The following is a 25,289-nucleotide window of genomic DNA, read 5'->3' on the forward strand; positions in this document are numbered from 1 at the left end:
TCCAATGATAGTTGATTCACACTGCCATTTAAATTTTTTAGATTTAGCCGAATTTAATAATGATATGTCTCAAGTATTATTCAAAGCAAAAGAAAATGGTGTTCAGCATTTTTTATGCGTTTGTGTCGAGTTGAGCGATTATCCTCAATTAGAGCAATTAGCAGCGAGTTATCCTAATATCAGCATTTCTGTTGGAGTACATCCTAATAGTGAGATGGAGTATCCAGTTACCGCCGCTATGTTATGTGACTTGGCTACAAATCCAGCGTGTATTGCCATAGGCGAAACAGGACTTGATTACTATAGAACTCATACCGAGGAAGCTCAAGAAGAACAACGTTCTCGATTTAGAGAGCATATAAAAGCAGCACTAACTACTTCAAAGCCATTAATTATTCATACGCGTCAGGCTGCTGAAGACACTTTATTGCTAATGGCACAAGAAAATGCTCAGCAAATTGGTGGAGTAATGCATTGCTTTGCTGAAAATTTGGATATTGCTTTAAGGGCTATAGACCTTAATTTTTATATTTCTTTTTCAGGCATCGTGACTTTTAAAAATGCTACAATGTTACAAGAGGTCGCGAGACATATTCCATTGGATAAAATACTAATTGAAACGGACTCACCTTATCTTGCTCCAGTACCTTTTCGTGGAAAACAAAATCATCCTGCCTTAGTGAAGTATGTGGCTGAAGCTATAGCAGAGTTACGTGGAATGAGGTATGAGGAAATTGCCGAAATTACTACGCAAAATTTTTATAATTGTTTTAAGTTACATCAATAAAAAACCTTTATTTAGAACATCCTATGTCAGCAAGAATAGTGTTAAATGTATTGACTTTGCCTGACTCATAAGATTTAGTATCATAAGGTTATTTATCTTAAAGAGTAAGCAATGGCTTTATACATAGGATTAATGTCTGGCACTAGCATGGATGGCATAGACGCTGCATTGGTCGATATCCCTACAAATAACTTGCATTGTGGAATCACAAAAAAATATAGTGATGACACAAAAAAACGTATTGAGGATGTAATAGAAGGGAATAATTTAAGCCTTGCGGCAATTTGCCAGTTAAATACTCTTATAGGACAAGAGTTTGCCGAGGCAACAATTGATTTACTTCGTGAAGCAAAAAAGTCTCCGAGAGATATCATCGCTATAGGTAGTCACGGACAGACAATTTGCCATGATACTCAAGTTGCTATCCCTTATACTTTACAGTTAGGTTGCGGCCATACTATTTCATCACGTACAGGTATTACCGTTGTTGCTGACTTTAGAACAAGAGATTTGGTTAATGGAGGGCAGGGGGCACCTTTTGCTCCGTTGTACCATCAGAAGTTATTTAACCACTTGAACACTGATGTTGCTGTATTGAACATCGGTGGAATCGCTAATGTTACTTTTATTTCCCCAGGGCAACAGACCAAGGGTTGGGACATAGGTCCAGGTAACTGTTTAATGGATGCGTGGATTAATAAGCATCAAGGCGTGGCTTTTGATGCAGATGGCTCATGGGCTAGCCAAGGTAAAATAATCAGTTCATTATTAGATCGGCTACTGTCAGATTCTTATTTAGGACTACCCCCGCCTAAAAGCATTGGTAAAGAATATTTTTCTCTATCATGGTTAGAAAGCTATATAGATGAAGAATATAATCCAGTTGATGTTCAAGCTACTTTGGCGGCTTTAACCGCTCACTCTATAGCAGCGACACTCTTAAAAAAAGATAATATAAAACATTTATATTTATGTGGTGGTGGTACTCATAATCTTTATTTACGTAAGCTCTTAATCGAGTTACTTCCAGGCATCGCTGTAAAAAGTGTAGCGGATATTGGTGTGAGCCCAGATTATTTAGAGGCTATGATGTTTGCTTGGCTAGCTGCGCAAACAATAAATCAAATCCCTGTGAATTTAACGACAATTACAGGAGCAAAAGGGGCTGCTATTTTGGGGGCAATATATCCAATAATAAAATCTGATAGTTATGCAAAAGGTCTATTGACAAAGTAAATCAGCATGGGATTTAATGAGTGATTCTTATTTGAGTGATTTTAAATTGAACGAACATTATACAAAAAACACATGGAATTCGTCTGAGAATAATCTTACTGCTGCTTATGTTATTTTTTTCTTGGCAGCGTCTTTTTATTTATATGAGTTTGTATTACAAGTGGCGCCAAGCGTTATGGCTGAGTCTATGATGAAAACTTTTGGCGTTACTGGTGAGGGATTTGGTTTTATTTCCGCATTTTATTTTTATGCTTATGCCCCCGCTCAATTACCTGCAGGAGTCTTATATGACCGATATGGTCCTCGCAAGTTAATGACTTTTGCTATTATTTTATGTGCTTTTGGTTCTGCATTCTTTGCTTCAACGGACAGTGTTCTTACAGCATCTCTTGGCAGGTTTTTAATAGGGATAGGTTCTGCTTTTTCATTTATCGGTGTATTAGTCCTTATTTCTCGTTGGTTTCCTCCTCATTATTTCGCTATTCTTGCTGGGGTTGCTCAACTAATGAGTTCTGTCGGTGCCATGTTTGGAGAGATGCCACTGGCTGCGCTCATTGATTGTGTAGGATGGCGTAGCGCGAGTTTTATCTTGGCCGGAGTTGGCTTTATTCTAGCCGTATTTTTTTGGCTTTATATACGTGATTACCCTCATCAGCAAAACCAAGCGATACCTAAGCATTACCTTAGAGAGGAATGGAAAAGGCTTGTTGCTGTTTGTCGACACGCACATACTTGGATCATCGGTGGATATGCTTTTGCTATTTGGACGCCTATAGCGGTATTTGCCGCTCTTTGGGGCGTTCCTTTCTTGCAAGAAAAGTTTCATGTAAGTGTGGTCGCTGCATCAGGTCTATGCAGTATGATCTGGCTTGGTATCGGGGTGGGTAGTCCTTTATTGGGCTGGGTTAGTGATAAAATTGAAAGTAGGCGTAGTGCTTTAATCATTAGTGCTATATTAGGTTTAACAGCTACGTTAATTTTACTCTATTCGCCACATTTAACTTTGGGATGGGCATACGTCATTCTATTTGTCTTAGGTCTTGGAGCCGGCGGTCAAACAGTGAGTTTTGCTGTAGTTAAAGAAAATAATCCTCCGGAGTTGGTTGGTACTGCCTCTGGTTTTAATAATTTGTCAGTTCTAATTGGTGGTGCAATTTTTCAACCTCTAGTAGGCTACATCTTGCAACATTTAGATTCATCTCGTTTAGTTAATGGGGTGCATGTTTATAGCATTTCAAGCTATCAGACTGCGTTATTAGTCATGCCTTTATGTTTTCTGGGAAGCTTACTTATTGCGGCTTTCTTACTTAAAGAATCGCATCCAAGTCGTCAGGTTCATATTATCCAGAGCGCAGCATAATAACGATGGAATGAACAGTTGTACGTTGGGGCATTTTGCTCCAATGTACGTTTTTTAATCAATTATCTATTCCAGTATTAGAGTCAAGCATTTACAGGCTCCGCCAGCCTTAATATACTCACTCATATCACAACAAAAGACCTTAAAACCCATACTTTCTAACTGTTTTTTAACCTCATTGCATCCCGAAGGAATGATAATATTCTTGTTGGAAACTACAGCGTTACAGCAGAATTGCTTTGCCTCATCTTCCGAAACACTAATAACGTCAATAGCATTTCTAATTGCAGTTTGAGTTGACTCAGAAAATGCTTGGGGCCACCATAAAGCTGTATTTTCATCTAATGGGCAAAAACAGGTGTCGAGGTGGTAGAAATAAGGATTAACCAGTTCGCAATAGATAACATCTAGGTTTAAAATCTGTTGTATGTGATGAAAATAAGCTTTTTCTGAACGAAAACCATGACCAACAAATAGCATATGAGATCCTGCAAAAAGCGCATCACCTTCGCCCTCAAAATAATAATTACTGTCTAAAGCACTCTCATCGACAGGGATATTATGTTCTATAAACCATAACTTATTGTAATGGGCTTCTTTTTTTCTTTCATCGTAGCGAAAATTACTTAAATACGCTTTCTTATTAATCATAAGAGCCGCGTTAGCTGTAAAAACTAAGTCAGGTAAGCCTTCAACTGGTTGAATGAGCTGAGTATCAATGTTACAGAAATGAAGAGTGTCTTTAAATTGTACCCATTGGGATAACGCTTTACTCTTATCTACCGGTATTTCTTTATTCATCCAAGGGTTAATTTCGTAGCTGACATTATAATGTTTGGGTTCGCACATAAGAATTTTCATTAATTCTTCCTGATTTAAATGACATTTTAATTAGCATTAATAAGTTTAGAATATTTATTGAGTTTCAGTGGTTTTATTTTACTTACTTCCACAAAGGAAAAGATATCCATACTGCCAAAATCAGGATCAAACCCAATAGCCAGAACTCGAGTACCGTCTTGCTCACAGAAACTCATACTATGTTTAATAGCATTAGGAAGAAGGCATTGGTAAGATTTTAATTCTTCATTAAGTTTTATGAAATCTTCTTGATAGTTAGTACCTTTGATAACAGTTTTTATCTCGGATAACTCTGTGTCTGAAATGATATATTCTTTATTCGGGGTTACATGTTTGAAATCATCCCCCAATATAATACACTTTTTGTTGATATTCTTTGGCCGGATATATGGCCGATTATCCTATTTATGATATTTATTATTAGCTTAAGTATTGTTCTTTTTAGGAAAACATTGGATTAGGAATAAAGTTAGGATGTTTCAATAGTTTTTTTTTGTTCTTTTTTCGATACAAAAGCAAGGCTGATAAATAATAAAAAGAGCGCACCTACTGCCATGCAAAAAATGCCAAGGTATAGATTAATGTGCTCATGATAAAAGGCACTTGCTATTTCTATTCCCGTAGCGCCAATAACCATGACACTTAAACTTATTAATGCAGAAGCTGTGCCTTTACTTACTGGAGTAATAAATAAACAAAATCGGTTTAAAGGTGCATTGATAATACTTAGAGCAAAGAAATAAATAATAATACCTGGAATTAGTAGCAGATAATTATTACCGTAAAAATAGGGTAGGAGAGCAACTAAAATAACTCCGATGCTCATAATGATACATCCTAGAAAAATGATCTGTTTAATCTCATGTTTGTAGGTCAATCGATGCAAAAACCAATTGCCAATTATAGTTGCTCCAAATATAGGCAGTTGCCATAGTCCATATTGAATAACCGTTAATTTAGCTTCGGCGATAAGAATTACAGGAGCCAGAGCAATCCAGACAATACATGGAAGCCCGACTAATCCTATAGCGATAGTACTAAAACAAAAGGTTAAGTGAGTACCGAGCCTCTTATAATTTAAGAATACTGATTTTGCTGAGAAGGGTATTTTCGGTATTATTTGTCCATCTTTTTTTACTTGCCCTAAGGGTTCGGGCATGAATTTCCATAAGCCCCAAAATGCTACGAGAGCTAAAATGGCAATCATAACAAATATGAAACGCCATGAAGTGTAATGGATAACTATGGCCCCCAGAAGAGGGCCAAGTAAGGGAGCTAATATGGCGGCATTGGCCATAATAGCAATCAAACGAACAGCTCCCATTTCATCAAACATTTCTTGGATGGTAGCGTAACCTACCACACCAATAAAACATAAGCCCATGCCTTGAAAAAAGCGGGCAATTAAGAACTGATTCATGGAGTGAGAGCAGGCGATTAATATAGTAAATACAAAAAAGAGGCAGGCTCCTATGAGCATTAAAGGTCTTCTACCATAGGAATCCGATATTGGGCCCAATATTAATTGTAAACTGGCGCCACCAAGAATATAGACAGTAAGAGACGTGGCAACAATTGTTTCCGGTGCATTAAACGATTTTACGACACTAATCATGCCGGGCATGATCATGTCATTGGCAATATAGGTTAGAAACTCATATAAAACGAGGAAGCAAGCAAATATCAAGGCCTGTCTGCGCGGGATGGAGATAAGTGGTTCAGACATTACATTAACCTTGAATAGTTAAAATCATAAAAAAGTTATTATAGTATATACTGTTTTTTATGAATTTTTCGATAGATAAGGCACAAGATTGACTATCTTAAGTACAGAGCCGAATTCCAATCAGGATAATACATTATGACATTAAGCTTTTTTGGCAGTAAAAACCCTGAAGTAGATGAAGACGTAGTAACCTACATACTTAGCCTATTAGATCCAAGAAGTTTTGGATCTGCTGCATGCGTAAGTAAAGATTGGAATAAATACACCGCTCTTACTAGAAAATACATAGATCTATTACCTACTATTCATCGTATCCCTTTTCTTAAGGGGGTAGGTCTTGATGTAATAAAATTAAAAATATTATCTGGAGGTATGACTAACCTTAATTTCATACTTGAGACACGAGGTATGAAATATAAAGGCGTGTTGCGAGTGCCAGGCAAAGGTTCCTCTGCGTTTATATGTAGGGCAGATGAGGCACGTAATGCACGTCAGGCAGTAGAATTAGACCTTAATGTGCCTATTGATTTTTTTGATCCGGAAGATGGTTTACAGTTAACACGCTTTATTGAAGGCGTGATACCTCTTGATAAAGAGGCCTATGCAAGGATGGACATATTAGTAACAATTGCAGGTTTAATGCGTAGATTGCATTCCTCCAGTTTATTTGACAATGACATGGGTATCTTTGAGCCTAGTGAGAAGTTGTTAAATGCCTTAAAAAGTATGGAGTTTCAGTTACCTAGCGATGTAGCTTTTATAGAAAATCAGATGGAGCAGTTAAAAGAACTTTTTGGCTGTTATGATATCAATCTAAGCCCTTGTCATAATGATACGACTCCGTTTAATTTTATGTTATCGCGCATAGAGAAAAAAGATAAAGTTGTTGCAGAAAGAATGTATATGAGTGATTGGGAGTATTCGAAAAACAACGATTTTGTCAGAGACTTGGTTTATTTTATCGTTGAAGCTGATTTATCTTCAGAGCAACAACTACAATTTTTAACTTTCTATTTTGGTGCAGAACACGTTACGAAGCCAGTATTGGCCTGGGTTGAAGTGTATAAACCAATTGTAGAGTGGTGGATTACTTTATGGTACTGGACACAACAGGCCAATAAAGCTGATGCAGTAGATTTAGAGGTTTATCAGGCAAACGGGGATTTGTCTTTCAAAAAAACGGTAGCTTATCTACAAAGCCAAGAATATAAAGAGGCCACGACTCTTATTCAAGAAGAAGCTGATACCCCATTATTTTCTCGTTCTAGAGCTTTTTGATCATTGGAAACCATAAATCAAAATAAGTTATTCTAAAGTTTCAAACGTTATAACTAGTTATTTAAATCAATCATTATAAAAAAGTTGATTTTTAACAAATGTAATTGAACAAAAAATAACTCTAGTGCCAGCATATCTTTATGAAGATAAAATATTTTTTTCTTTCTAATTGACGTGTTTCACTCCTTTGTTTACTATCGCAATCGGCTTGGAAGTGCCGCATGAAAACTAAGGAGTAGTCTCATGAAAAAATTAAGTAAGTGCCAACAATCAAAACTAACGGAAAACCTAATGTCTTTTTTTAGTAAAACACCAAGTTTTCACTATTTCCATCCTTTTAAAAGGATGATATTGTGAAAAAATTAATCTTACTTTGTTTGTCATTTTTTTGTTGTTCTTCTTTTGGCTTTCATTATCCCAGTGCTGCAATATATTTGGGCAGCGTACCACCCACAGTTTTTTATGGTGAAACACTGGTTGTGCCTGTTGATTTACAGTATTTTGCTCTTCAGGGATATAAATTGTGGTCGGTTCCTCCAGGAGGTAGTTTACAGTCTGTCTCAAAGCATTGCCCTTATGTCCCTTATGATGATGGGCAGTGGGGGCGGGTATTTGTCATATGAGGCTCGTAATACCTGGTAATGTAATGGGGCGGGTTATATCAGGGGTATTAACTTATAGTCTCTGGGGTGAACATGGTAAATGGCCACATCATTATCAATGGAATAATCCATTTTCTTCCCGACCATTTCAGGTTACTGTCATTCCTCATCATTTGTCTATGTTAAATATCCCAGAGCAGAATGCTACTGCCAATCAGCCCTTTGTTTATCCTCTTAAATCGGCAGTGAACTACTATGATGAAAATCAGATGGCAGGAGTCCCAGCTCAAGCAGTGGTTCATCCCATTGAACAAGATGGATTACGTTTCGACCCCGCCAGTTTTTCTATAGTGGGAACACCGAAACGCATGGGTACTTACCAATTCAGCGTTTCCGTTCATAATGCTAATGGGGCAACTGCAGCTCAGAACTTACTTATTAAAGTGCAGGCTAATATTCAAGACAAGCCAAGATTTAAACCTCATTATTCCATGGTCAGTGCGTTGCCCGAACAGAAATACTCTATGAACCTTATGGAACTGGTAGAACTTCGGCCTGGATATTGGGTCACTAATCAGGTGTCTTTTCGTATCGAATCCAATAGTTGTAATCCTAAATGGTTACGCATCGCTCACGACGATGCTACTCTTTTAGTTGGCGATGTACCGCCAGATGCAGCGGGGCAGGAGGTCGATGTTCTCCTTGTTGCCAGCTCCAATACTGGTGGGGATTCCGACCCTTTGAAAGTTAGAATTCCCATAGCCTACGATCTAACAAAGAAACCAGAGATTAATGCATTCAAATTAGAACAGGCCGCTGGTACTAACATCTATGAAAATCTAGCAGATTACGTTAAAGATCCAGCCCATAATTCCTCTCTTAAAGTGGTCTTGGATAAAGTAGAGCCAGCTGCATCATGGCTCAGTATTTCATCTTCCAATCCTACTGTATTAGAAGGTGTTGTTCCCCTAGAGGCCGTTGGACAGTTATTTCAACTCACCTTGCGTGCTAGTACTTCCATTGGGGGCAGTTCAGATCCAATAAAAATTCCTTTTCAAATTGATTTTGATCCCGATAAAAAACCTCGCTTTAAGGCTGCGAACCCTGTAATGCCTATGATTTATCCCGATCAATTTTTTTATTATGACTTTGCAGCGAATAGAGATGTTTTTCCAGAGTATGAGGAAGTGCCATATGAAATTAAATATGCTGAAGATTTCGTACCTCCTACTTGGTTACGAATAGAAAATAATAAGTTAATTGCAGAGAGAATCCCTGGTGAACTTAATGAAGACATCAGGATAAAGGTAGTAATAAAAAATACTCCTGGAGGGGTATCGGAAGTTTATTCTTTAGATCTGACAGTAATGAATTGATTGAGACAAACTAACAGAACGTTAAACACCGCATTAAGGACGTATGATGACACAGATTTTCACTGGTGATGGATTAGGATTACAAGGTTCCTCTATAGGTCTAGGCGCTTACGGACCTAAGGGAGTTGCCGCATTAGGCCAAGGAGGGGAGTCTGTGTATGTTAATGCAGCTAATGGGAATCTAGTGCTGCGTCAATCCGATGGATTTTTAGCTGACATCGGTTTTGGCCTGGATTTATTTCAAACCTACAATTCGCGAGGCGAAGGGGCATCATCCTGGTGTTTTAATTGGCAATCTCGTTTGGAGATAGTTGGTGAAATCAATGCAATAGGCTCCTCGGTAACACGTATTGGTGAAGACGGGCATCGCAGTGTATTTCTTTTTGATGCGACGAAAAATGCGTACCTTCCTCAGGAGGGGGGCACTGCACTCCTTAGCTTTAATCAAAATGTCTGGATTTATAGAGAGGGAGAACAAAAGACAGCCTGCCACTATTCACAAGACGGACAGTTGGTTGAGATTTGCGATCGTGATGGACATAGCATTTCCTTTCATTATGAGAATAACCACCTGTCTTCTATCGTTGATCGTAATGGCAAACAACAAGTCATCTGGTCTTTTCACCAGGGTTTATTACAGGACGTGACAACCACCAGCGAGGGGGTAGTGATTCATCATCTTCATTATGAATACGATGAGCAGCAACGTTTGCGCCATGTCAGTCGCGATTTAGGTCAAGGTAAAACATTTTGGATTGCTTATGATTATGCCGGAGATTCCAATAGCATTAGCGAGATAAGACAGTCTGATGGCACCAAACTGCATATAGACTATGACGCTCAAGGACGAGTTCAAAAGCTGATTGATGGGGAAGGACGCATCAGTACTTATGATTATCAATCAGGAAAAACAACAGTGACTGATGGCTTAGGTGAGTCCTGGATCTATTACTATGATGATCACAATAGATTAACCGGCATCGATGGTCCAGAGCAGTACCGTATGCGTTATTATTACGAGGGAACCCAATTAAGTTCCATAGTTCAGGGCAATCAAGTATGGTGGTTTCGCTACAATGATGCGGGGGATTGCATCTATATTGAAGAGCCCACCGGCCAAGTGACTCAACGAATGTATGATTCCGAGCATCGCTTAGTTGCTGAGACGCGTTATCAGCATTTTGATGGTGCTCATCATCCCATTCATCCTCAAACGACCCGCTATATCTATGATGAACGCGGTCATCTGCTATTTACCATCGCCTCCGATGGAACAGTGACTGAACGACGTTATGATGAGGAAGGACAACTTACTAGTACGCGTTGTTATTTACGCACCGGTTACGATTTAAGTGCCTTGTCTTTTGATGAGTTAGTGAGCAAGGATGCACTACAAGCATGGGGAGCCAAGCAAAATCCGCAAGAGGTGAGTTTGATTGATTACCGTTATGATTGGCGTGGACAGCTTATAGAAGAACTTCATTATGGACAAGTAGATGCCACAGGACAGGGCATAATGTTAGGTGCACTCAGCACACGAAGTCGTTTTGATGCAGCGGGACGGTTAGTGGAAAAAAGTGTTCCTATAGACGGTGGTTGGAGCATCACCCACTACATTTATGATGATTTAGGGCGACTCATTCAGACGATAGACAATCAGCAACATAGCCAACGCATTGAATATGATGACGCGCATCAACGCATTATCCAAACGGATGCTAATGGGTTACAAACCATTCGTCTTTATGACCGTAGCGGTTTATTGCTTGCTGTCACCCGTTTGGACAACAGCCATGCCTATGGCACGACAACCTATCGATACGATGCAGCAGGGCGTTTGATTGCGCAAACAGGAGTTGATGGACTCACCACTTATACCTTTTATGATGAGCAAGGGCGCGTGCAGGCACAAGTAGATACTCGCAGCCATCTGATTGAGTATCTTTATAATGAGGAAGGATTTGTAATACAAACCCGTGAGTACGAGCACTCGGTGGTGACTTCAGGCTGGTTAGAGCAAATTCCCGCCTTTAGCGCCATCAAAGCACAAAAAAGCATTGGCGATCGCGTAAGTCAAATAGTCTATAACCAATATAATCAAGTGGCTTATCGCATCGATGCGCAAGGCGCGGTTATCGCCTATCAATACAATGCTCAAGGTCAGGTGATTAGTACTAAGGCTTATGCCAAACGCCTAAGTGCTTTTAATCCAGAGCAGTTGCTGACGATGAATTCCATTCAATTGGTAACTGATGTTAAGGATAGAACTATTTATTATTACTACGATGTCTTAGGCAGATTAGAAGCACAAGTTAACGGAGACGGTTTTGCTACATCTTATGTGTATGACCGCCTAGGGCATATTATTGAAACCTGCCGTTATTTTAATAAAGTGATCGAGTCTTACTGTGGCGATTGGTCTAAAGATAAACCGGTATTAAATAATAATAAGGACATTCATCTTTATAGCATTTATGATGGTCGTGGACTTAAAATGGCGGATATTGATGGCGAGCGCTATTTAACCGAATACCGTTATGATGCCCGTGGTTTATTGCAAGAGCAATGCGCTTATGAACAGGCCGTAGCGAAAACAACTCCTATTAATGAAACAACCACTCTAGAGCAAATTAGACCTAAGACTCAAACCAATGATCATCGTACCGCGTATCAATACAATGATTTAGGATTATTAATTGAGGAAAAAACACAAGGTGGCTTAGTCACGACCTACGTTTATGATGAGTTAGGGCAATTAACTACTAAAACAATAATGGATGAGCGCACTCATGCGACGCGACAACAACGTTATCGCTATGATGCCTTAGGACGAGTCATTCAAAGTCTTGATGAACTAGGGGCCGCGCTCATCCAGCAACAGAGCACTCTCTCTCCGGAACAAATCGAGTTAATTTGGCAACAACACAGTACTCGTTTTGAGTATGACCATTCAGGGCTGCTGTTGACTAAAACGAATGCCCTAAATCAAACCACCTCTTATTTTTATGATGAAGCAAGAGCATTGCGCTATACCGTTAATGCAGACGGCGCAGTTACCGAAACGAATTATAATCACTTTGGCCAGGTGGATTTTACCAGAACCTACAGTGCGTACTTAAAAACGAAGGTTAGAGGCTTAAGTACCGAAGAATTAGCAAGACGATTGCAAGTTCTAGCCGATGATAACTTTGATGAGTTCACTCATTTTGAATACAACACCTTAGGGCAGGTCATTGCGCGATATAGTGGAAGCTCCGGATTATTGACTCATCGTTATAATGCTTTTGGTGAACTGGAGTCCAGCACGCAAAAAATTGGCGCACAACAGCAAACAACGACATCCTTTATCTATAATCAACGAGGATTATTAGCCCAAAGCATTGCAGATGCTGATGGAATCGCGAGAAAGAATGCCATAGATTATGATGCCTTTGGTGGGGTGACTAAAAAAGTGGATGGGCGTTTGAATGCAACTAGTTTTATGCTGAATAAGCGAGGCGAGCAGATTATAATTTTTAATGCCAGCAACCAGTTTAAAAAAATGAGTTATGATGCTTTTGGTCGAGTATTATATGAGACTGATTTTACTCATACTATGGGTATAAAAAGCTTTAGTTATAACGATCAAAATAATACTCTGGTAGTCACTCATTTTGAAAATAATGCTAAAATGAGTACCCAGTTTAATGCCTTTGGCGATAAGGTGTCAGTGACTGATGCCAAGGGATACACTACTGATTTTCATTACGATGAAAAAGGACAGCTCTTACGCAAAGACTCTCCAGAACAGGCATGGACACAATACCACTACGATGAGTCTGGCAATCTTTTATGGCAAGATGAGTCTGATGGTCAACTGATTGCTTATAGTTATGATGCAGCAGGACATACTCTAACAAAAACAGTCGATCCCGATGGATTACAATTAAGAACCTCTTACCAATACGATGGCATAGGGAGGCAATTGCAAGTTATTGAAGCTAATGGGTGCATCAAGCAATTTGTTTATGACAATCAAGGTCATTTACTGCAATCCGGTGTTGATCCTCAAGGATTAAATTTAGTGACTCGCTTTATTTATGATGACAGGGGATTATTAATTCGTCAGACTGAGATAAACGCTCATGGAGCCAATAAAGTCGTTGCTTATGAATGGGATCATTTAGGGAGACGAATTGCAACGATTATCGACCCTGATGGGTTAAGGCTTAGAACAAGCTATGAGTATGATGCCAATGATAACCTCATTACTCAGATTGATGCCAATCAACACAGCACTCACTTTATTTATGACGTCAATAATCGCTGTCGTTATCAAATTAATCCGCGCGGGATAGTTACCGAACATGTTTATGATATTAATGGTAATGAAATTCAGACGATAATCTATGCAAAACCCATTATCCCATTATCCCATTATGATGAACAAAGTGTACGGTCTATTTTGCAAGATGATCCAACTCATGATCACTATCAATTTCGTACGTTTAACTTGTTAGGTCAATTAACTGCTGTGTATGATGCCTTAGGTTATCCCACTACTTATCGTTATGATGGTAATGGCAACTTAATATTAGTTCGCCAGTATGCTCATACCGTTTCATTAGAGAAGTTAAAGAAGGGAGAGAGAGATTTACCATCAACTGAAGGAGCACGAGAACAATGGTTTGTCTATGATGGTTTAAATAAACTGCGTTTTCAATGGGGTAATGATAAGCGGGTCAAGGAGTCTCTGTATGACAAGAGCGGCCAATTAGTACGGACTACCCAATATGCGATACCAATCCATTTGAGCAATACCAGAGATTGGGCTGTGGAAGACGTGGTGAACGCGTTAAAAACCAATCCACAACTTGATCAAACCACCCGTTATGGCTACGATAAAGCCGGGCGCATGACTCTCGAGTTAAGTGCCGAAGGCATTGCCAAATCTTACGAGTACGATCAATTAGGTCATATGATTGCTAGTACAGTTTATGCGACGCGCACTGTCTTTCACGATGCAGGGGTTCTTGACGTTCAGCATTTAGTTAAAAGTGTTCACGATAGAACCAACCACTTTGTTTATGATACTGCAGGCCAAGAATTATACCGCATCAGTAGTGAAGGGCGCGTGTTGGAGCGCCGCTATGATGGGGTGGGCAATGTCATCGCAGAGTTAACCCATGCTTTACCACTGCATTTATCCTTTTACACGGCAGAAGGAATGCAAAAGGCACTTAACGCTCAAGAACAACGCGCTAAAATAACAGGATATAAATACGATGCTGCAGGTCGATTAGTAAACCAAGACAATGCACTGCATGCGGTAACGCAGTACACTTATGATGCTGAAGGCAATGTATTAAGTAAAATCGAAGCCAATCAGACGCTTTGGAGCTATCTTTATGATGAAAGTAATCAACTGATTGAAACACGCTCCCCCCTTGTTAAAGTAAGCACTGCCAGGGGACAGGAGCAGCGCTCCATTATCACCCGCAATCGTTATGACAGTTTCGGCAATTTAATTGCGGTGGTGCGTGATGCTGAAGGACTCAAACAAACGTTATTTTATGAATTTGATAACACCAATCGTCTCGTTAAAACCATTTATCCTGAGGTGAGGTTCAATTGTGCCAGTGCTACAGCCTCCGCTCAAAGGCAGGAAGTCACTCAGACTGTAGCAGAAGAAATTCAATACAATGCTTTTGGCGAGGTGATTGCGACTAGCGATAAAGTCGGTAATTGGAAGCACCAAGTATTCGATCATCAAGGGTTATTGGAGTACAGTGTTGATACTCAAGGTGGTGTCACTGCATACAAGTATGATGCCCTGGGACGCTTGATTGAAAAAACGCTTTACGCTACTGCGTTGAAACGAGGTCCCCAGTTTGAGTACACCAGTAAGGCAGTTGCTAAAGCATTACGACCAAACCAATACGACCGTCACCAATACACCGTCTACAATTTAGATAACCAAGTCATTGAGACAAGTCGTAACCCTATTCGAAATTACGATCCCAAGACTGGCCAATACGATGCAAATCTGAAACCAACGACGCGCTATACCTATAACGCTTTTGGCGACGTCATTAAATCATCGACTCGAGTAAATCAAAGTGAATGGGCTGATACCTATACCTATTACGATAAAGACGGACATCAAACGGCGGTTATTGATGCGCAAGGCTATGTAACGACTTATCAAATCAATGGTTTTGGTGAGGTCGACAGCATGACCGAGTATGCAACAGCGACCAAACAGTGGAATACGGAGCATTATAGCCCTGCTGTAATCAGCGATAAAGACCGCACTGTGACTTATAGCTATGATGCTTTAGGACAAATGACCAGTAAAACCTTAAAGCAAGTTCGTTTTGAGCGTTTAAAATCAGGGACGAACAACTATGAAAGCATCACCCAAGATGTAACGACCACCTATAGTTATGATGCTTTAGGTCATATGACAAAGAGCACTGATGCACAGGGCCATACCTCCTATTGTTATTACGATGAATTAGGTCAGTTAATCGCCAAAGTAGCGCCGCAAACACGAGAGGGGCGCGCTGCAACGACTTATTCTTACGATGCATTAGGACGTTTGTCAGAAACGAGACAATGGGCGCAAGGGGCTCTCGCCGCTGACGAACAGCACTTTATTTTAAATGGAGCATCTAATCTCGATCTAATCACTCGACAAGAATATGATGCGCAAGGACAGGTCATTGCGGAGAGCGATGGCTTAAACCAACAGGTTTATTACAGCTATGATGCCAATGGTAATCTGGCACGCAGTTGGCGGTCATTAAAACAAGTCGATGGTAGCGTACTAATTCAAGACAAACGCTACACCTACGATAGCGAAAAGCGTTTGTTGCAAACGGCTACGTTTAAAAACACAGGCATCATGCGCACTGAAGATGCCAAATATAATCTTTTTGGCGAGGTGATTGCTAAAGGGATTAATGGGCAGTACGCCACTCATGTTGAGTATGATACTTTAGGTCGAGTATGGCGTTCTAATACCCAAGGGTTTTATCAAATTTATGTATACGATTTAATGGACCATGTCACTCAAGTAGTGACCTCGACTAATAATTATACTGGTCAATACGGTGATTTAGGAGCGGATTTATCAGAAGATATTTTTGAGTCGAAGATAGGATATGACGAAGACCATTGGCGTTATGACCTACAGCGCCAAAATAATGTCTATGATTTACTGGGACGCTTGGTGGGGCAGAGCAAAGAGTGGACTGTCGGAGTTGGTGACAGGTCTTTAACGTATGCTCATCAATCACAAACGGTAGACCGCTGGGGCAATATGTTGCGTTCTATCAATGCATTGGGCTATGAAACGCGTTATGAATACAATGCCTTTAACCAGGTCATTAAACAGGAGTTGCCAGAAGTTCAGGTCGTGGATGAGCAGGGCATTGGCCGTATCCTAAGGCCTGTGAATCACTATGCCTATGATGAACTCGGTCGTTCACTAGCGATGATTGATGCCAATGGACATACTGTTCGCAAAGAATACGATGCGATGGGGCATGTGATTGAGGAGCGAGATGCCCAAGGCAATCAACGTAGCAAAAAGTACAATTTACTCGGACAATTAGCTCAGTTCACCAATGAGTTGGGAGGAGTCACCCGTTACACGTACGACGCGGCGAATCGATTAGTTGCGGTGGATGCACCTAAAACCCGTCAGCAGTATGATTATGATGAAGCAGGGCAGTTACTCAAACAAAAAAATGGAGCCGAAGAAGAAACAGCATTTTTGTATGATGCCCTGGGCAATCAGGTGACGCGTCGTGATACCCGCGGTTACCTCACTTTTTATGAGTATGATGATGCAGGTCATAAAACTAAAGAAACCAATGCCTTAGGGCACAGTCAGTCATGGCTTTATAATGAGCAAGGGCAATTGGTGCAACATACCGATTTAGGTGAGCATACATCGACGTATCAATACAATAGAAATGGTTTAGTGATTAAAGAGCAATCGACGACAGGAAAAAACATCAAATACAACTACAATGGAGACGGTCAATTAAGACAGTATGTTGATGAAGGACACAATGAGTCGGTGAGTTTTCAGTATGATGCTGAAGACCAATTGATTGGCAAAGAATCCAGTCGTAAAGATCACTGGTTTAGCGAAGTTGACCAATATCAATACGATGCTTTAGGTCGTTTAGTGCAGGTGAGACGACGCAATCCAGAAGACACAGACAATCGTTTTCCTAACAAAGACCGTAGTCTTCTGGCTATTGATTATGAGTATGATGGGGTAGGTAATATACGTCATACGCGTGTGAGTACTAATTACAACGCGACGAATAACCAGTGGCTTTTTAGTGATGATTATTATCTGTACGATGAAAACGATAGGATGGTCGTCAATAAAGGGCAATTAGTTGATGGTCACATCAGGATAACCAGTAGCCAAGGCAGTGCCTCGACTTATGATGCTGCAGGGAATATTAAGAAGTCGAGTAAATACGAAAAAGGGGTGTTACAGAAGTATGATTATGTCTACAACGAAGAGAATCAACTGGAGTTGATTCAACAAAACGGCATTAATCTACAGTCCAAGCATTATGATAAAGCCGGTCGGGTAGTTTTAGAGCGTAGTTTTGATGCACGCGGTCATTTAGCGCAGAATAACATCATGTCGTTCCGCAATGGGGTATTAGAGACGCAAAGAACGGAAGAAGGGCGCGGCGGTAACGAACTCTCGCGCAGTCAATATATCTATGATGCTGCGGGTAATTTGACGGACATGGAGCTTCACGTCACGGGGCAAAGGAAAAACTCGGGTTATACGCTAAAACATCATTACAGTCACGAGCTTTGGGATAATTATTTGCAAAGTGTTGATGATGCGATGCAAATCAATGATGCGGGAGGCACGAGTAGCGGCAGGAGTCGCAGGCTTTATGATGAGAATGGCCAATTGCGCGATACCATTGATGACCAAGGAGTGAATACGATTCATTACATCAATAGCTCCCTGGATGGTCTTAAAATACGAGAAGATAAGGATGGCCGCACTAATTATTTAAGCATTGGCGGTAAGACCATCGGTGATTTACATAAAGACCTCTTAGGCAGTTCGCGGTTGACGGTGTATGGTGGTTTTACGCCCACGGGTACCGCGAAACAGGCAGAATCAACCAGTCAATACGCCTGGCAACGTGCTAAGGGCATCCAGACCATCAAAGGATTTTTAAATCGAGACAATGACAGCAGTGTGAATGGAGTAGCTCCTGATGCGCCGCAAGATAATATCGGGTCTTACACCATTCAGGCGGGTGATACATTAGAAAGCATCGCCTTACAGCTTTATGGCGACAGCAGCCTGTGGTATTTATTAGCGGGTGCGAATGGCATTAGTGATAAAAACGCCCAAGCAGGCCGCAGCGACCAACTGCATATTGGTCAACGTCTGACTATTCCTGCAGCTGCAGTAGGGCAACACCATACCCAGGCAACGCATAAGGTACTCAATGCCAACCAAATGATAGGAGATACCAGTGCTACAGTAATAGCCCCCTTAGCCCCAACCCCACCGCCATTACCGAAAAAGCATAGTTTATTTTCCAAGATTGTTGTAGCCGTTGTTTCTGTCGTGGCGACGGTGATGACTGCGGGTATTATGGGTGCTTTAGCGGGTGTTGGCGCCACCAGTAGCGGCTTATTTGCCACGGGGATGGAGGTTCTTGGCGGTAGTTTAATGCATAGTTTAGGTGCAACGCTCGGAGCCGGTTTTACTGCGGGGTTCATTGGTAATATAGCAAGCCAAGGGGTTGCGAAAGCGATGGAGCTGCAAGAGAGCATCTCTCTTAAAGGCGCGTTGATTACCGGTCTTGCGACTGCAGCCTCCAGTGGTTTGTTACGAGGATTAAATGGCAGCAAAGTATATCAACAGTTCACTAATACTATGGATGAATTATCTGTATCGAAAGCCTTTAGCATTTCCAGCGCGGCGCAACTAATGGAGCAAAACGCGTTAAGCCAGAGCATTAGCCTTTCGCTGCAAAAACACCAACACTTCGACTGGGAACAACTCGCCGTATCTGGTGTCACCGCGGGGCTTATGGGAGGAGCCCTAGGAAGCAAACTGGATAAAACCCTAAGAGGCCTAGACCACAACACCGGCATGCTGAGCTCTGAATTAAGGGCTTTAACCAACGCGGGATTAAACAGCGCGGTTGCCGGCAGCCAACTCAATGCATTGGACGTGCTTCAAGATAATTTAGGCGACGCAATTGGCTCTGCAATAACGGATAAAAGGAGCGAATTAGAACAATCGCAAATCACAGACAAAGATTTAGCACGATTAAAACTAAAAGAAATCGATGAGATGGATGAGTATTGCCCTATCCCCACCGAAGAGGGCGCTTATTCTCCTATACCTGAAGGTACTTATGAACGATTCCATCAAGAAATCCTAGCCCATCAACGAGCCGCCGCCTTAGCGCTGGAGCAGGAAGAGCAAGATAGTTATGATGCGCGGAAGTTAAGTGGTAGCGAGGGATATGAATCTCAGCGTGCTAGGGGAGGCAATATAAATTTAGATAATTATGACGGAGTGTATGGTTCTAAATTATTAGGATTTATTAATAATACTCCAAGTAGCGACTCATCTGAGTTTAAAATTGGTGCCGGTGCTCTGCTTTCTAAACGGAGTGAAATCATTACAAAAGAACAACTTAGGTTAATGTTTCCTCGCGCAAAGAAAGGGGTAATAGACTCATACTTACCTGAATTTAATGCGCAATTATCCGCTGGTGGCATCAACACACCCAAAAGGCTAGCTTATTTCTTCGCTACAGTGAATGAAGAAACGGGAGGCATGACCACGTTTGTAGAAAATAATTTTACCTATACAGATCCTGAATATGCTAGGACTACGTTTCCTACTAAGTTAAAAGGTATGTCTAATGCAGAAATTAAAGCATTAGGTAATGGAGAGCTTTTCGCTAATACTATTTATGCTGGTATAAATGGTAATGGTGATGTGAATAGTCGGGATGGCTATTTGTTTCGAGGGCGTGGATTATTTCACTATTCGGGTAGAGAGAACTATATGAGGGTTGGCGGTAGTGATTTTATTAATAACCCTGATCTAGCTACGAAGCCATATCACGATGTTAAAGCCGCAGTTATTTATTGGAATTGGAGAGGTTTAAGCAAGAGGGCTGATTCGTTAGGCTCGCACATTACAATACACCCGGGAGGAAAAGTGTTGGATGAAAATTTTATAGCGGCTGTTACCAAGATTAACTCTGGAGCCCTTCATATTGATAGACGAGCAGAATCCTACAATCGATATATAAAAATATTACAATTTTAGATTTTGGGAGTAATAGTGAAAAAGTTGTTATTGATAATTATAACATTAGTATATGTAACATCTGCTCCTGCAGATATAAATAAGTGCTTGTCAAAGATAAGAGGTTATAAAGTAGTTAAAAGTACAGTCTATTCTTTTACAGTAGATAAAGAAAAGGCTTGTTTTTTTGCATTTTACATAACTAACCCTGCTCCTGGAACTGATGTTCATGGTGATGGTAATACGGGTGATTCTTTATGGTATGGTTATTATAAAATGAATAACCCAGATAAAATTTATGAGTTTCCTAAACCTAAGAATAACCTTTGGAGTAGCATATGCACTATACATGCTGTTTCATTTTACCCTATGCATGGAGGAAAAAAACGCGATGTCACTATTATTGGTGCTTGCGATAAACAAAATGCTGTAAATTATACTTTTCCTTTAGTATTTATATGGCAGGGAGATAAATATGTTCTGGATGATGATGTTTATAAAGCTTTATATGGAGCTATAGCTTTGACCGTTGCTGATGTACGGGAATATATCAAATTTCCAATGACCCAATATAAAGTTTTAAGAGATAGATATGAAGTAAAAAGATAAGATAATTGATAAAAGTGCTGGACTAGCGGCATCTAGCAGTGCAATCTGGACGGGGATGGAGGTTCTTGGCGGTAGTTTAATGCATAGTTTAGGTGCAACGCTCGGAGCTGGTTTTACTGCGGTTCATTGGCAATATAGCAAGCCAAGGGGTTGCGAAAGCGATGGAGCTGCAAGAGGGCATTTCTCTTAAAGGCGCGTTGATTACCGGTCTTGCGACTGCAGCCTCCAGTGGTTTGTTACGAGGATTAAATGGCAGCAAAGTATATCAACAGTTCACTAACACTATGGATGAACTATCTGTATCGAAAGCCTTTAGCATTTCCAGCGCTGCGCAACTAATGGAGCAAAACGCGTTAAGCCAGAGCATTAGCCTTTCGCTGCAAAAACACCAACACTTCGACTGGGAACAACTCGCCGTATCTGGTGTCACCGCGGGTCTAATGGGCGGAGCCCTAGGAAGCAAACTGGATAAAACCCTAAGAGGCCTAGACCACAACACAGGCATGTTGACCTCTGAATTAAGGGCTTTAACCAACGCGGGATTAAACATCGCGGTTGCCGGCAGCCAACTCAATGCATTGGATGTGCTTCAAGATAATTTAGGGGCTGCAATTGGCTCTGCAATAACGGATAAAAGGAGCGAATTAGAACAGTCGCAAATCACAGGCAAAGATTTAGCACGATTAAAACTAAAAGAAATCGACGAGATGGATGAGTATTGTCCTATCCCCACTGAAGAAGGCGCTTATTCTTCTATACCTGAAGGTACTTATGAACGATTCCATCAAGAAATCCTAGCCCATCAACGAGCCGCCGCCTTAGCGCTGGAGCAGGAAGAGCAAGATAGTTATGATGCGCGGAAGTTAAGTGGTAGCGAGGGATATGAATCTGCTCAACCCCATCTTACTAATCAGCAAACACGCAGTTTAGGGAATTATGAACGCTTGCCCTTGGATTCGGATTTGTTTAAGTCTAGCAATGATGGAGTTCACAAGCTTGGTTTTGAGAGTCAAGTGTATTGGAATTCTAAAGAGCATGGGATGGGGCAGTTTGTTGAGGATTCTGCAATTCGATTGAATGATTTTATGTTTTCAAAAATAAATAAAATAGAGCATTTTTATGAGGAAATTAAAGTCGGATTATCTCATGAATTAAGTTTAGATAAAATAGATCCCAAAATTCGATATATTGTGGAGTTATACCCATTGGTACATGCTGCCTCACAAAAATCTGGTCTGTCTTTAGAACTTATGTTGGCTCAAGGGGCACAAGAAACTGGCTGGGGAGCAAACGTTCTGCCTGGTACAAACAATATGTTTAATATTAAGAAAGGAGATACTCGGTGGAAAGGACCTGTTAAGAGACTAGATGGTGCTTTAGAGTATCGTGATGATGGTACGAAGTACTTTGAACCGAGTAGCTTCCGAGTATATAAAAGTATAGAGGAGAGTGTACAAGATAGAGTAGAGTTTTTAAGAAGTAATAAAAGATATGCTGAATTATTTAAGCCGGGTATAAAAGGTAATGCTGAAAAAGAGGCGTTTGCTTTGCAAAGAGCCAAATATGCAGGGAATAATCCTCATTATGCTGACTCCTTAATTCAAGTGATGAAAGGACCGACTATGAAAAAAGCTATTGAATTTGCAAGGAATTATTATGGTTATTAAATTAAAAGCCATTATTTTAATCATGCTATTTATAGTATTAGATACATCTAATGCAGCAAAGAAAATTTTGGTTGAACGATATGAAAATTGGAATCATCCTGTTTTATTAGTTTTTAAAAAATATGGTATTTCCTTATATAAAGTAAGCTATTCTAAAGATGGAACGTGTCCAACATTTTATGCAAAATTTAAATATTCACCAGATCCCAGGGCACCTGGTGAAGCGGATTTTCATAAAGTATATTTTGATACTTTAAAAGCAAACTCTTTTTTTCCTTATGCATTAGTTGATGAGGAGGATGATATGCGAATTAATGTTGGCTGGGAAAATAAAGCGAAACATATAATGAACGTTGATATGAGTAAAGCGGCCTCTCCGTCTACTTGTAAAAATGGAGGCTAATCGTAACGAAGGGGCGTATTTGTCCTCGAAGCGCATACCTCCTAGTTTAGAGGCGACTCTTGCCCACTTACCGTAGGGGCATCGGCAATATGGCAATCCAAGAAGGGGAAAAAACGCTTGGCCTGTAAGTACATATGAGATAGGCCTTTCTTTTTTCCTTTCAACATTAGGGAAAGACTCCTTTACCCAACAGTTCGAATCGATTATTCGCAGTGGATGCGCTTAAAACCCGTCAGTAATATAACTACGATGACGCTGGGCAGTTACTCAAAAAAATGGTGCCGACGAATAAACGGCATTTTGGTATGATACCCTGGCAATCAGGTGACGCATCGTGATACTCGCGGTAATCTCACTCATCATGCTTATGATGCTGCGGGTAATTTGACGGACATGGAGCTTCACGCCACGGGGCAAAGGAAAAACTCGGGTTATACGCTAAAACATCATTACAGTCACGAGCTTTGGGATAATTATTTGCAAAGTGTTGATGATGCGATGCAAATCAATGATGCGGGAGGCACGAGTAGCGGCAGGAGTCGCAGGCTTTATGATGAGAATGGCCAATTGCGCGAAACAGGTAGAATCAACCAGTCAATACGCCTGGCAACGGGCTAAGGGCATCCAGACCATCAAAGGATTTTTAAATCGAGACAATGACAGCAGTGTGAATGGAGTAGCTCCAGTCTATTTAGGTATAACTAAAGATACAACAAATGGAGCCGTTTTATATTATAGTCCTAAAGCACAAAAGATCTTATCATCGAGGTCAAAGGAATATAAGTTAGTCCTAAATTGGAGATGGGATGAACTTAGGAGAGTTTACCCAACTGGAGTAGGAAAAGATGATTTTGCATTTTATAAATACAAAAAGAACTAGATTGGCAATTATATTGCTATCTATTTTAATGGGTGTTTTTTAAATAATGCATTTTCAGCGAAGATAAATAAATTTTTTCTTCCAGATAACTCAGGATATATTTGGGAGGAATGCAATAATGATTTATGTGATATTTATCTTAAGGAAAAAATACGAACAAAATACGTTTGTTGCAAAACACTGTATCTCCTTCAATTAAAGCGTTGAATAAAAGTTTAGTCAGCTTTTTTTTAGTTGTGGATCGCCATGTAATTACACTATTTTCTTTGATTCAAAATTTGGTATTTCCAATTCTTTTGAGTTTGTAGTTGCCGTAGATATAAAAAATGAGATAGTGGTTGTTGCAGAAAGTAATCATTTAGTGGCTTATAATATGTTTGGTAAATTAAAAAAACCTTTATATAGCATAAAAAGAAACTGGTCACCGACGGCTACTTTGTACAGTTCTATTATAGAAGCAAAATTTATCAATAACACTCTATACGTTAAGTACTTAGAGGGAAAAAATTTTGAAGAGAAATCAGAAGTAATTTCTTTAGCCAATATATGAAATCTGACAAATGAATTATTACAAATATTTTAAATGATATGAATACGATGCAGTTATTAACTCAAGTTAATGCTCAACAGGACAAGGATGCTCAAACCAGTTATTTGAGTGTTGCAGGAAAAACGATAGGTGATTTACACGTAGATCAAGAGGGCAATCAACAATTAACGGTTTATGGATGATTTATGCGTACGGGCACGCAGCGAAAAGCAGGGCCTGCGGCTGAGTATTCATGGCGTCGTCCAACGAGTGAGCAGAGCATCAATGGATTTTTAAATGGTGGAAGCGAGAGCTGGGTGCCTGATGTGCCGCAAGACAATCTTGGTTCTTATACAGTTCAGCCTGGGGATACTTTAGAAAGCATCGCGTTGCAGGTTTATGGTGACAGCAGCCAGGATAGCAACTGTCTTAAAAAGAAGATTAATGGCTTATGAATGAAAGCAATAATTGCCACTTTTTTGAACTTACCAGTTTAATAGGTTGTTACCACCTCAGGATTTCAGTAAAGCTAGCTGAGTAGCCATGTCTGGAGTTTCTATTTGAGGTTTGGCCAGGATCATGCGAAAATAATTGATGGTGGATAAGAAAATCTATTCTTTTTATGAAATTCAGAAAAAACACCGCCTAAATGAAC

Annotated in this window: 18 protein-coding genes; 14 read left to right on the forward strand and 4 right to left on the reverse strand. The window is 40.2% G+C overall.

What is annotated here, in order from left to right:
- Positions 1-4 precede the first annotated feature (4 nt).
- The 3 genes from LFA_RS05985 (at position 5) to LFA_RS05995 (ending at position 3,383) form a co-directional block, all read left to right on the forward strand.
- Positions 5-787 carry a TatD family hydrolase gene (locus LFA_RS05985; protein WP_045095374.1) on the forward strand — a complete coding sequence of 261 codons (783 nt, stop codon included), beginning with the start codon at positions 5-7 and terminating at the stop codon, positions 785-787.
- Between the two features lie 111 nt (positions 788-898).
- Positions 899-2,023: an anhydro-N-acetylmuramic acid kinase gene (locus LFA_RS05990; RefSeq protein WP_045095375.1), complete on the forward strand. Its 1,125-nt coding sequence runs from the start codon at positions 899-901 to the stop codon at positions 2,021-2,023.
- A gap of 46 nt (positions 2,024-2,069) precedes the next feature.
- Positions 2,070-3,383: an MFS transporter gene (locus LFA_RS05995; protein ID WP_456237226.1), complete on the forward strand. Its 1,314-nt coding sequence runs from the start codon at positions 2,070-2,072 to the stop codon at positions 3,381-3,383.
- Positions 3,384-3,449: 66 nt separating this feature from the next.
- On the opposite strand, the gene LFA_RS06000 is transcribed toward LFA_RS05995, so the two are convergent.
- From LFA_RS06000 to LFA_RS06010, 3 genes are all read right to left on the reverse strand, one after another.
- Complete coding sequence (locus tag LFA_RS06000) at positions 3,450-4,244, reverse strand: dimethylarginine dimethylaminohydrolase family protein (RefSeq protein WP_045095377.1); 795 nt, start codon at positions 4,242-4,244, stop codon at positions 3,450-3,452.
- A gap of 26 nt (positions 4,245-4,270) precedes the next feature.
- On the reverse strand, positions 4,271-4,594 hold the full coding sequence (locus tag LFA_RS19775) for a hypothetical protein (RefSeq protein WP_045095378.1): 324 nt from the start codon (positions 4,592-4,594) through the stop codon (positions 4,271-4,273).
- 119 nt (positions 4,595-4,713) lie between these two features.
- Complete coding sequence (locus tag LFA_RS06010; protein WP_045095379.1) at positions 4,714-5,970, reverse strand: MFS transporter; 1,257 nt, start codon at positions 5,968-5,970, stop codon at positions 4,714-4,716.
- A 135-nt stretch (positions 5,971-6,105) separates the two neighbouring features.
- Here LFA_RS06010 and LFA_RS06015 point away from each other — a divergent pair, with 135 nt between their 5' ends.
- From LFA_RS06015 to LFA_RS06045, 7 genes are all read left to right on the forward strand, one after another.
- Positions 6,106-7,248 (forward strand): phosphotransferase, encoded by a 1,143-nt coding sequence (locus LFA_RS06015; RefSeq protein WP_045095380.1) that lies wholly within the window; start codon positions 6,106-6,108, stop codon positions 7,246-7,248.
- 353 nt (positions 7,249-7,601) lie between these two features.
- Complete coding sequence (locus tag LFA_RS06020; protein ID WP_045095381.1) at positions 7,602-7,871, forward strand: hypothetical protein; 270 nt, start codon at positions 7,602-7,604, stop codon at positions 7,869-7,871.
- Positions 7,868-9,226 carry an Ig domain-containing protein gene (locus LFA_RS06025; protein WP_045095382.1) on the forward strand — a complete coding sequence of 453 codons (1,359 nt, stop codon included), beginning with the start codon at positions 7,868-7,870 and terminating at the stop codon, positions 9,224-9,226. The genes LFA_RS06020 and LFA_RS06025 overlap by 4 nt, the downstream gene beginning before the upstream one ends.
- 43 nt (positions 9,227-9,269) lie before the next feature.
- Positions 9,270-20,567: a LysM peptidoglycan-binding domain-containing protein gene (locus tag LFA_RS06030; RefSeq protein WP_084602122.1), complete on the forward strand. Its 11,298-nt coding sequence runs from the start codon at positions 9,270-9,272 to the stop codon at positions 20,565-20,567.
- Between the two features lie 15 nt (positions 20,568-20,582).
- Positions 20,583-21,155, forward strand: a complete 573-nt coding sequence (locus tag LFA_RS06035) for a hypothetical protein (protein ID WP_045095384.1) — start codon at positions 20,583-20,585, stop codon at positions 21,153-21,155.
- Between the two features lie 92 nt (positions 21,156-21,247).
- Positions 21,248-22,822 carry a glycoside hydrolase family 73 protein gene (locus LFA_RS18785; protein WP_052673869.1) on the forward strand — a complete coding sequence of 525 codons (1,575 nt, stop codon included), beginning with the start codon at positions 21,248-21,250 and terminating at the stop codon, positions 22,820-22,822.
- Positions 22,812-23,225, forward strand: coding sequence for a hypothetical protein (locus LFA_RS06045; protein ID WP_045095385.1), 414 nt, complete (start codon positions 22,812-22,814; stop codon positions 23,223-23,225). Before LFA_RS18785 ends, LFA_RS06045 begins: the two co-directional genes overlap by 11 nt.
- Before the next feature lie 41 nt (positions 23,226-23,266).
- Here LFA_RS06045 and LFA_RS20475 read toward each other — a convergent pair whose 3' ends face one another.
- On the reverse strand, positions 23,267-23,392 hold the full coding sequence (locus tag LFA_RS20475; RefSeq protein ID WP_269447741.1) for a hypothetical protein: 126 nt from the start codon (positions 23,390-23,392) through the stop codon (positions 23,267-23,269).
- Between the two features lie 157 nt (positions 23,393-23,549).
- On the opposite strand from LFA_RS20475, the gene LFA_RS19780 reads away from it, so the two are divergent.
- The 4 genes from LFA_RS19780 to LFA_RS06060 all read left to right on the forward strand — a co-directional run bounded on the left by LFA_RS19780 (position 23,550) and on the right by LFA_RS06060 (position 25,089).
- A complete protein-coding gene (locus LFA_RS19780) occupies positions 23,550-23,843 on the forward strand; it encodes a hypothetical protein (protein WP_157010293.1) in 294 nt (97 codons plus the stop codon).
- 596 nt (positions 23,844-24,439) lie between these two features.
- A complete protein-coding gene (locus tag LFA_RS06055; RefSeq protein ID WP_045095387.1) occupies positions 24,440-24,655 on the forward strand; it encodes a hypothetical protein in 216 nt (71 codons plus the stop codon).
- A gap of 47 nt (positions 24,656-24,702) precedes the next feature.
- A complete protein-coding gene (locus LFA_RS20480) occupies positions 24,703-24,837 on the forward strand; it encodes a hypothetical protein (RefSeq protein ID WP_269447742.1) in 135 nt (44 codons plus the stop codon).
- A gap of 3 nt (positions 24,838-24,840) precedes the next feature.
- Positions 24,841-25,089: a LysM peptidoglycan-binding domain-containing protein gene (locus LFA_RS06060; RefSeq protein WP_045095388.1), complete on the forward strand. Its 249-nt coding sequence runs from the start codon at positions 24,841-24,843 to the stop codon at positions 25,087-25,089.
- Positions 25,090-25,289 lie beyond the last annotated feature (200 nt).

Origin of the sequence: Legionella fallonii LLAP-10 (assembly GCF_000953135.1) — a bacterium.
GTDB lineage: Bacteria > Pseudomonadota > Gammaproteobacteria > Legionellales > Legionellaceae > Legionella > Legionella fallonii.

Excerpts from the sequence above, each read along its gene's own strand:
- LFA_RS06060 (WP_045095388.1), top strand. The coding sequence starts at position 24,841 with ATGCGTACGGGCACGCAGCGAAAAGCAGGGCCTGCGGCTGAGTATTCA.
- LFA_RS06015 (WP_045095380.1), top strand. The coding sequence starts at position 6,106 with ATGACATTAAGCTTTTTTGGCAGTAAAAACCCTGAAGTAGATGAAGAC.
- LFA_RS20480 (WP_269447742.1), top strand. The coding sequence starts at position 24,703 with ATGCAGTTATTAACTCAAGTTAATGCTCAACAGGACAAGGATGCTCAA.
- LFA_RS06025 (WP_045095382.1), top strand. The coding sequence starts at position 7,868 with ATGAGGCTCGTAATACCTGGTAATGTAATGGGGCGGGTTATATCAGGG.
- LFA_RS20475 (WP_269447741.1), bottom strand. The coding sequence starts at position 23,392 with ATGTTGAAAGGAAAAAAGAAAGGCCTATCTCATATGTACTTACAGGCC.
- LFA_RS05985 (WP_045095374.1), top strand. The coding sequence starts at position 5 with ATGATAGTTGATTCACACTGCCATTTAAATTTTTTAGATTTAGCCGAA.
- LFA_RS06000 (WP_045095377.1), bottom strand. The coding sequence starts at position 4,244 with ATGAAAATTCTTATGTGCGAACCCAAACATTATAATGTCAGCTACGAA.
- LFA_RS05990 (WP_045095375.1), top strand. The coding sequence starts at position 899 with ATGGCTTTATACATAGGATTAATGTCTGGCACTAGCATGGATGGCATA.
- LFA_RS06045 (WP_045095385.1), top strand. The coding sequence starts at position 22,812 with ATGGTTATTAAATTAAAAGCCATTATTTTAATCATGCTATTTATAGTA.
- LFA_RS06030 (WP_084602122.1), top strand. The coding sequence starts at position 9,270 with ATGATGACACAGATTTTCACTGGTGATGGATTAGGATTACAAGGTTCC.
- LFA_RS06010 (WP_045095379.1), bottom strand. The coding sequence starts at position 5,970 with ATGTCTGAACCACTTATCTCCATCCCGCGCAGACAGGCCTTGATATTT.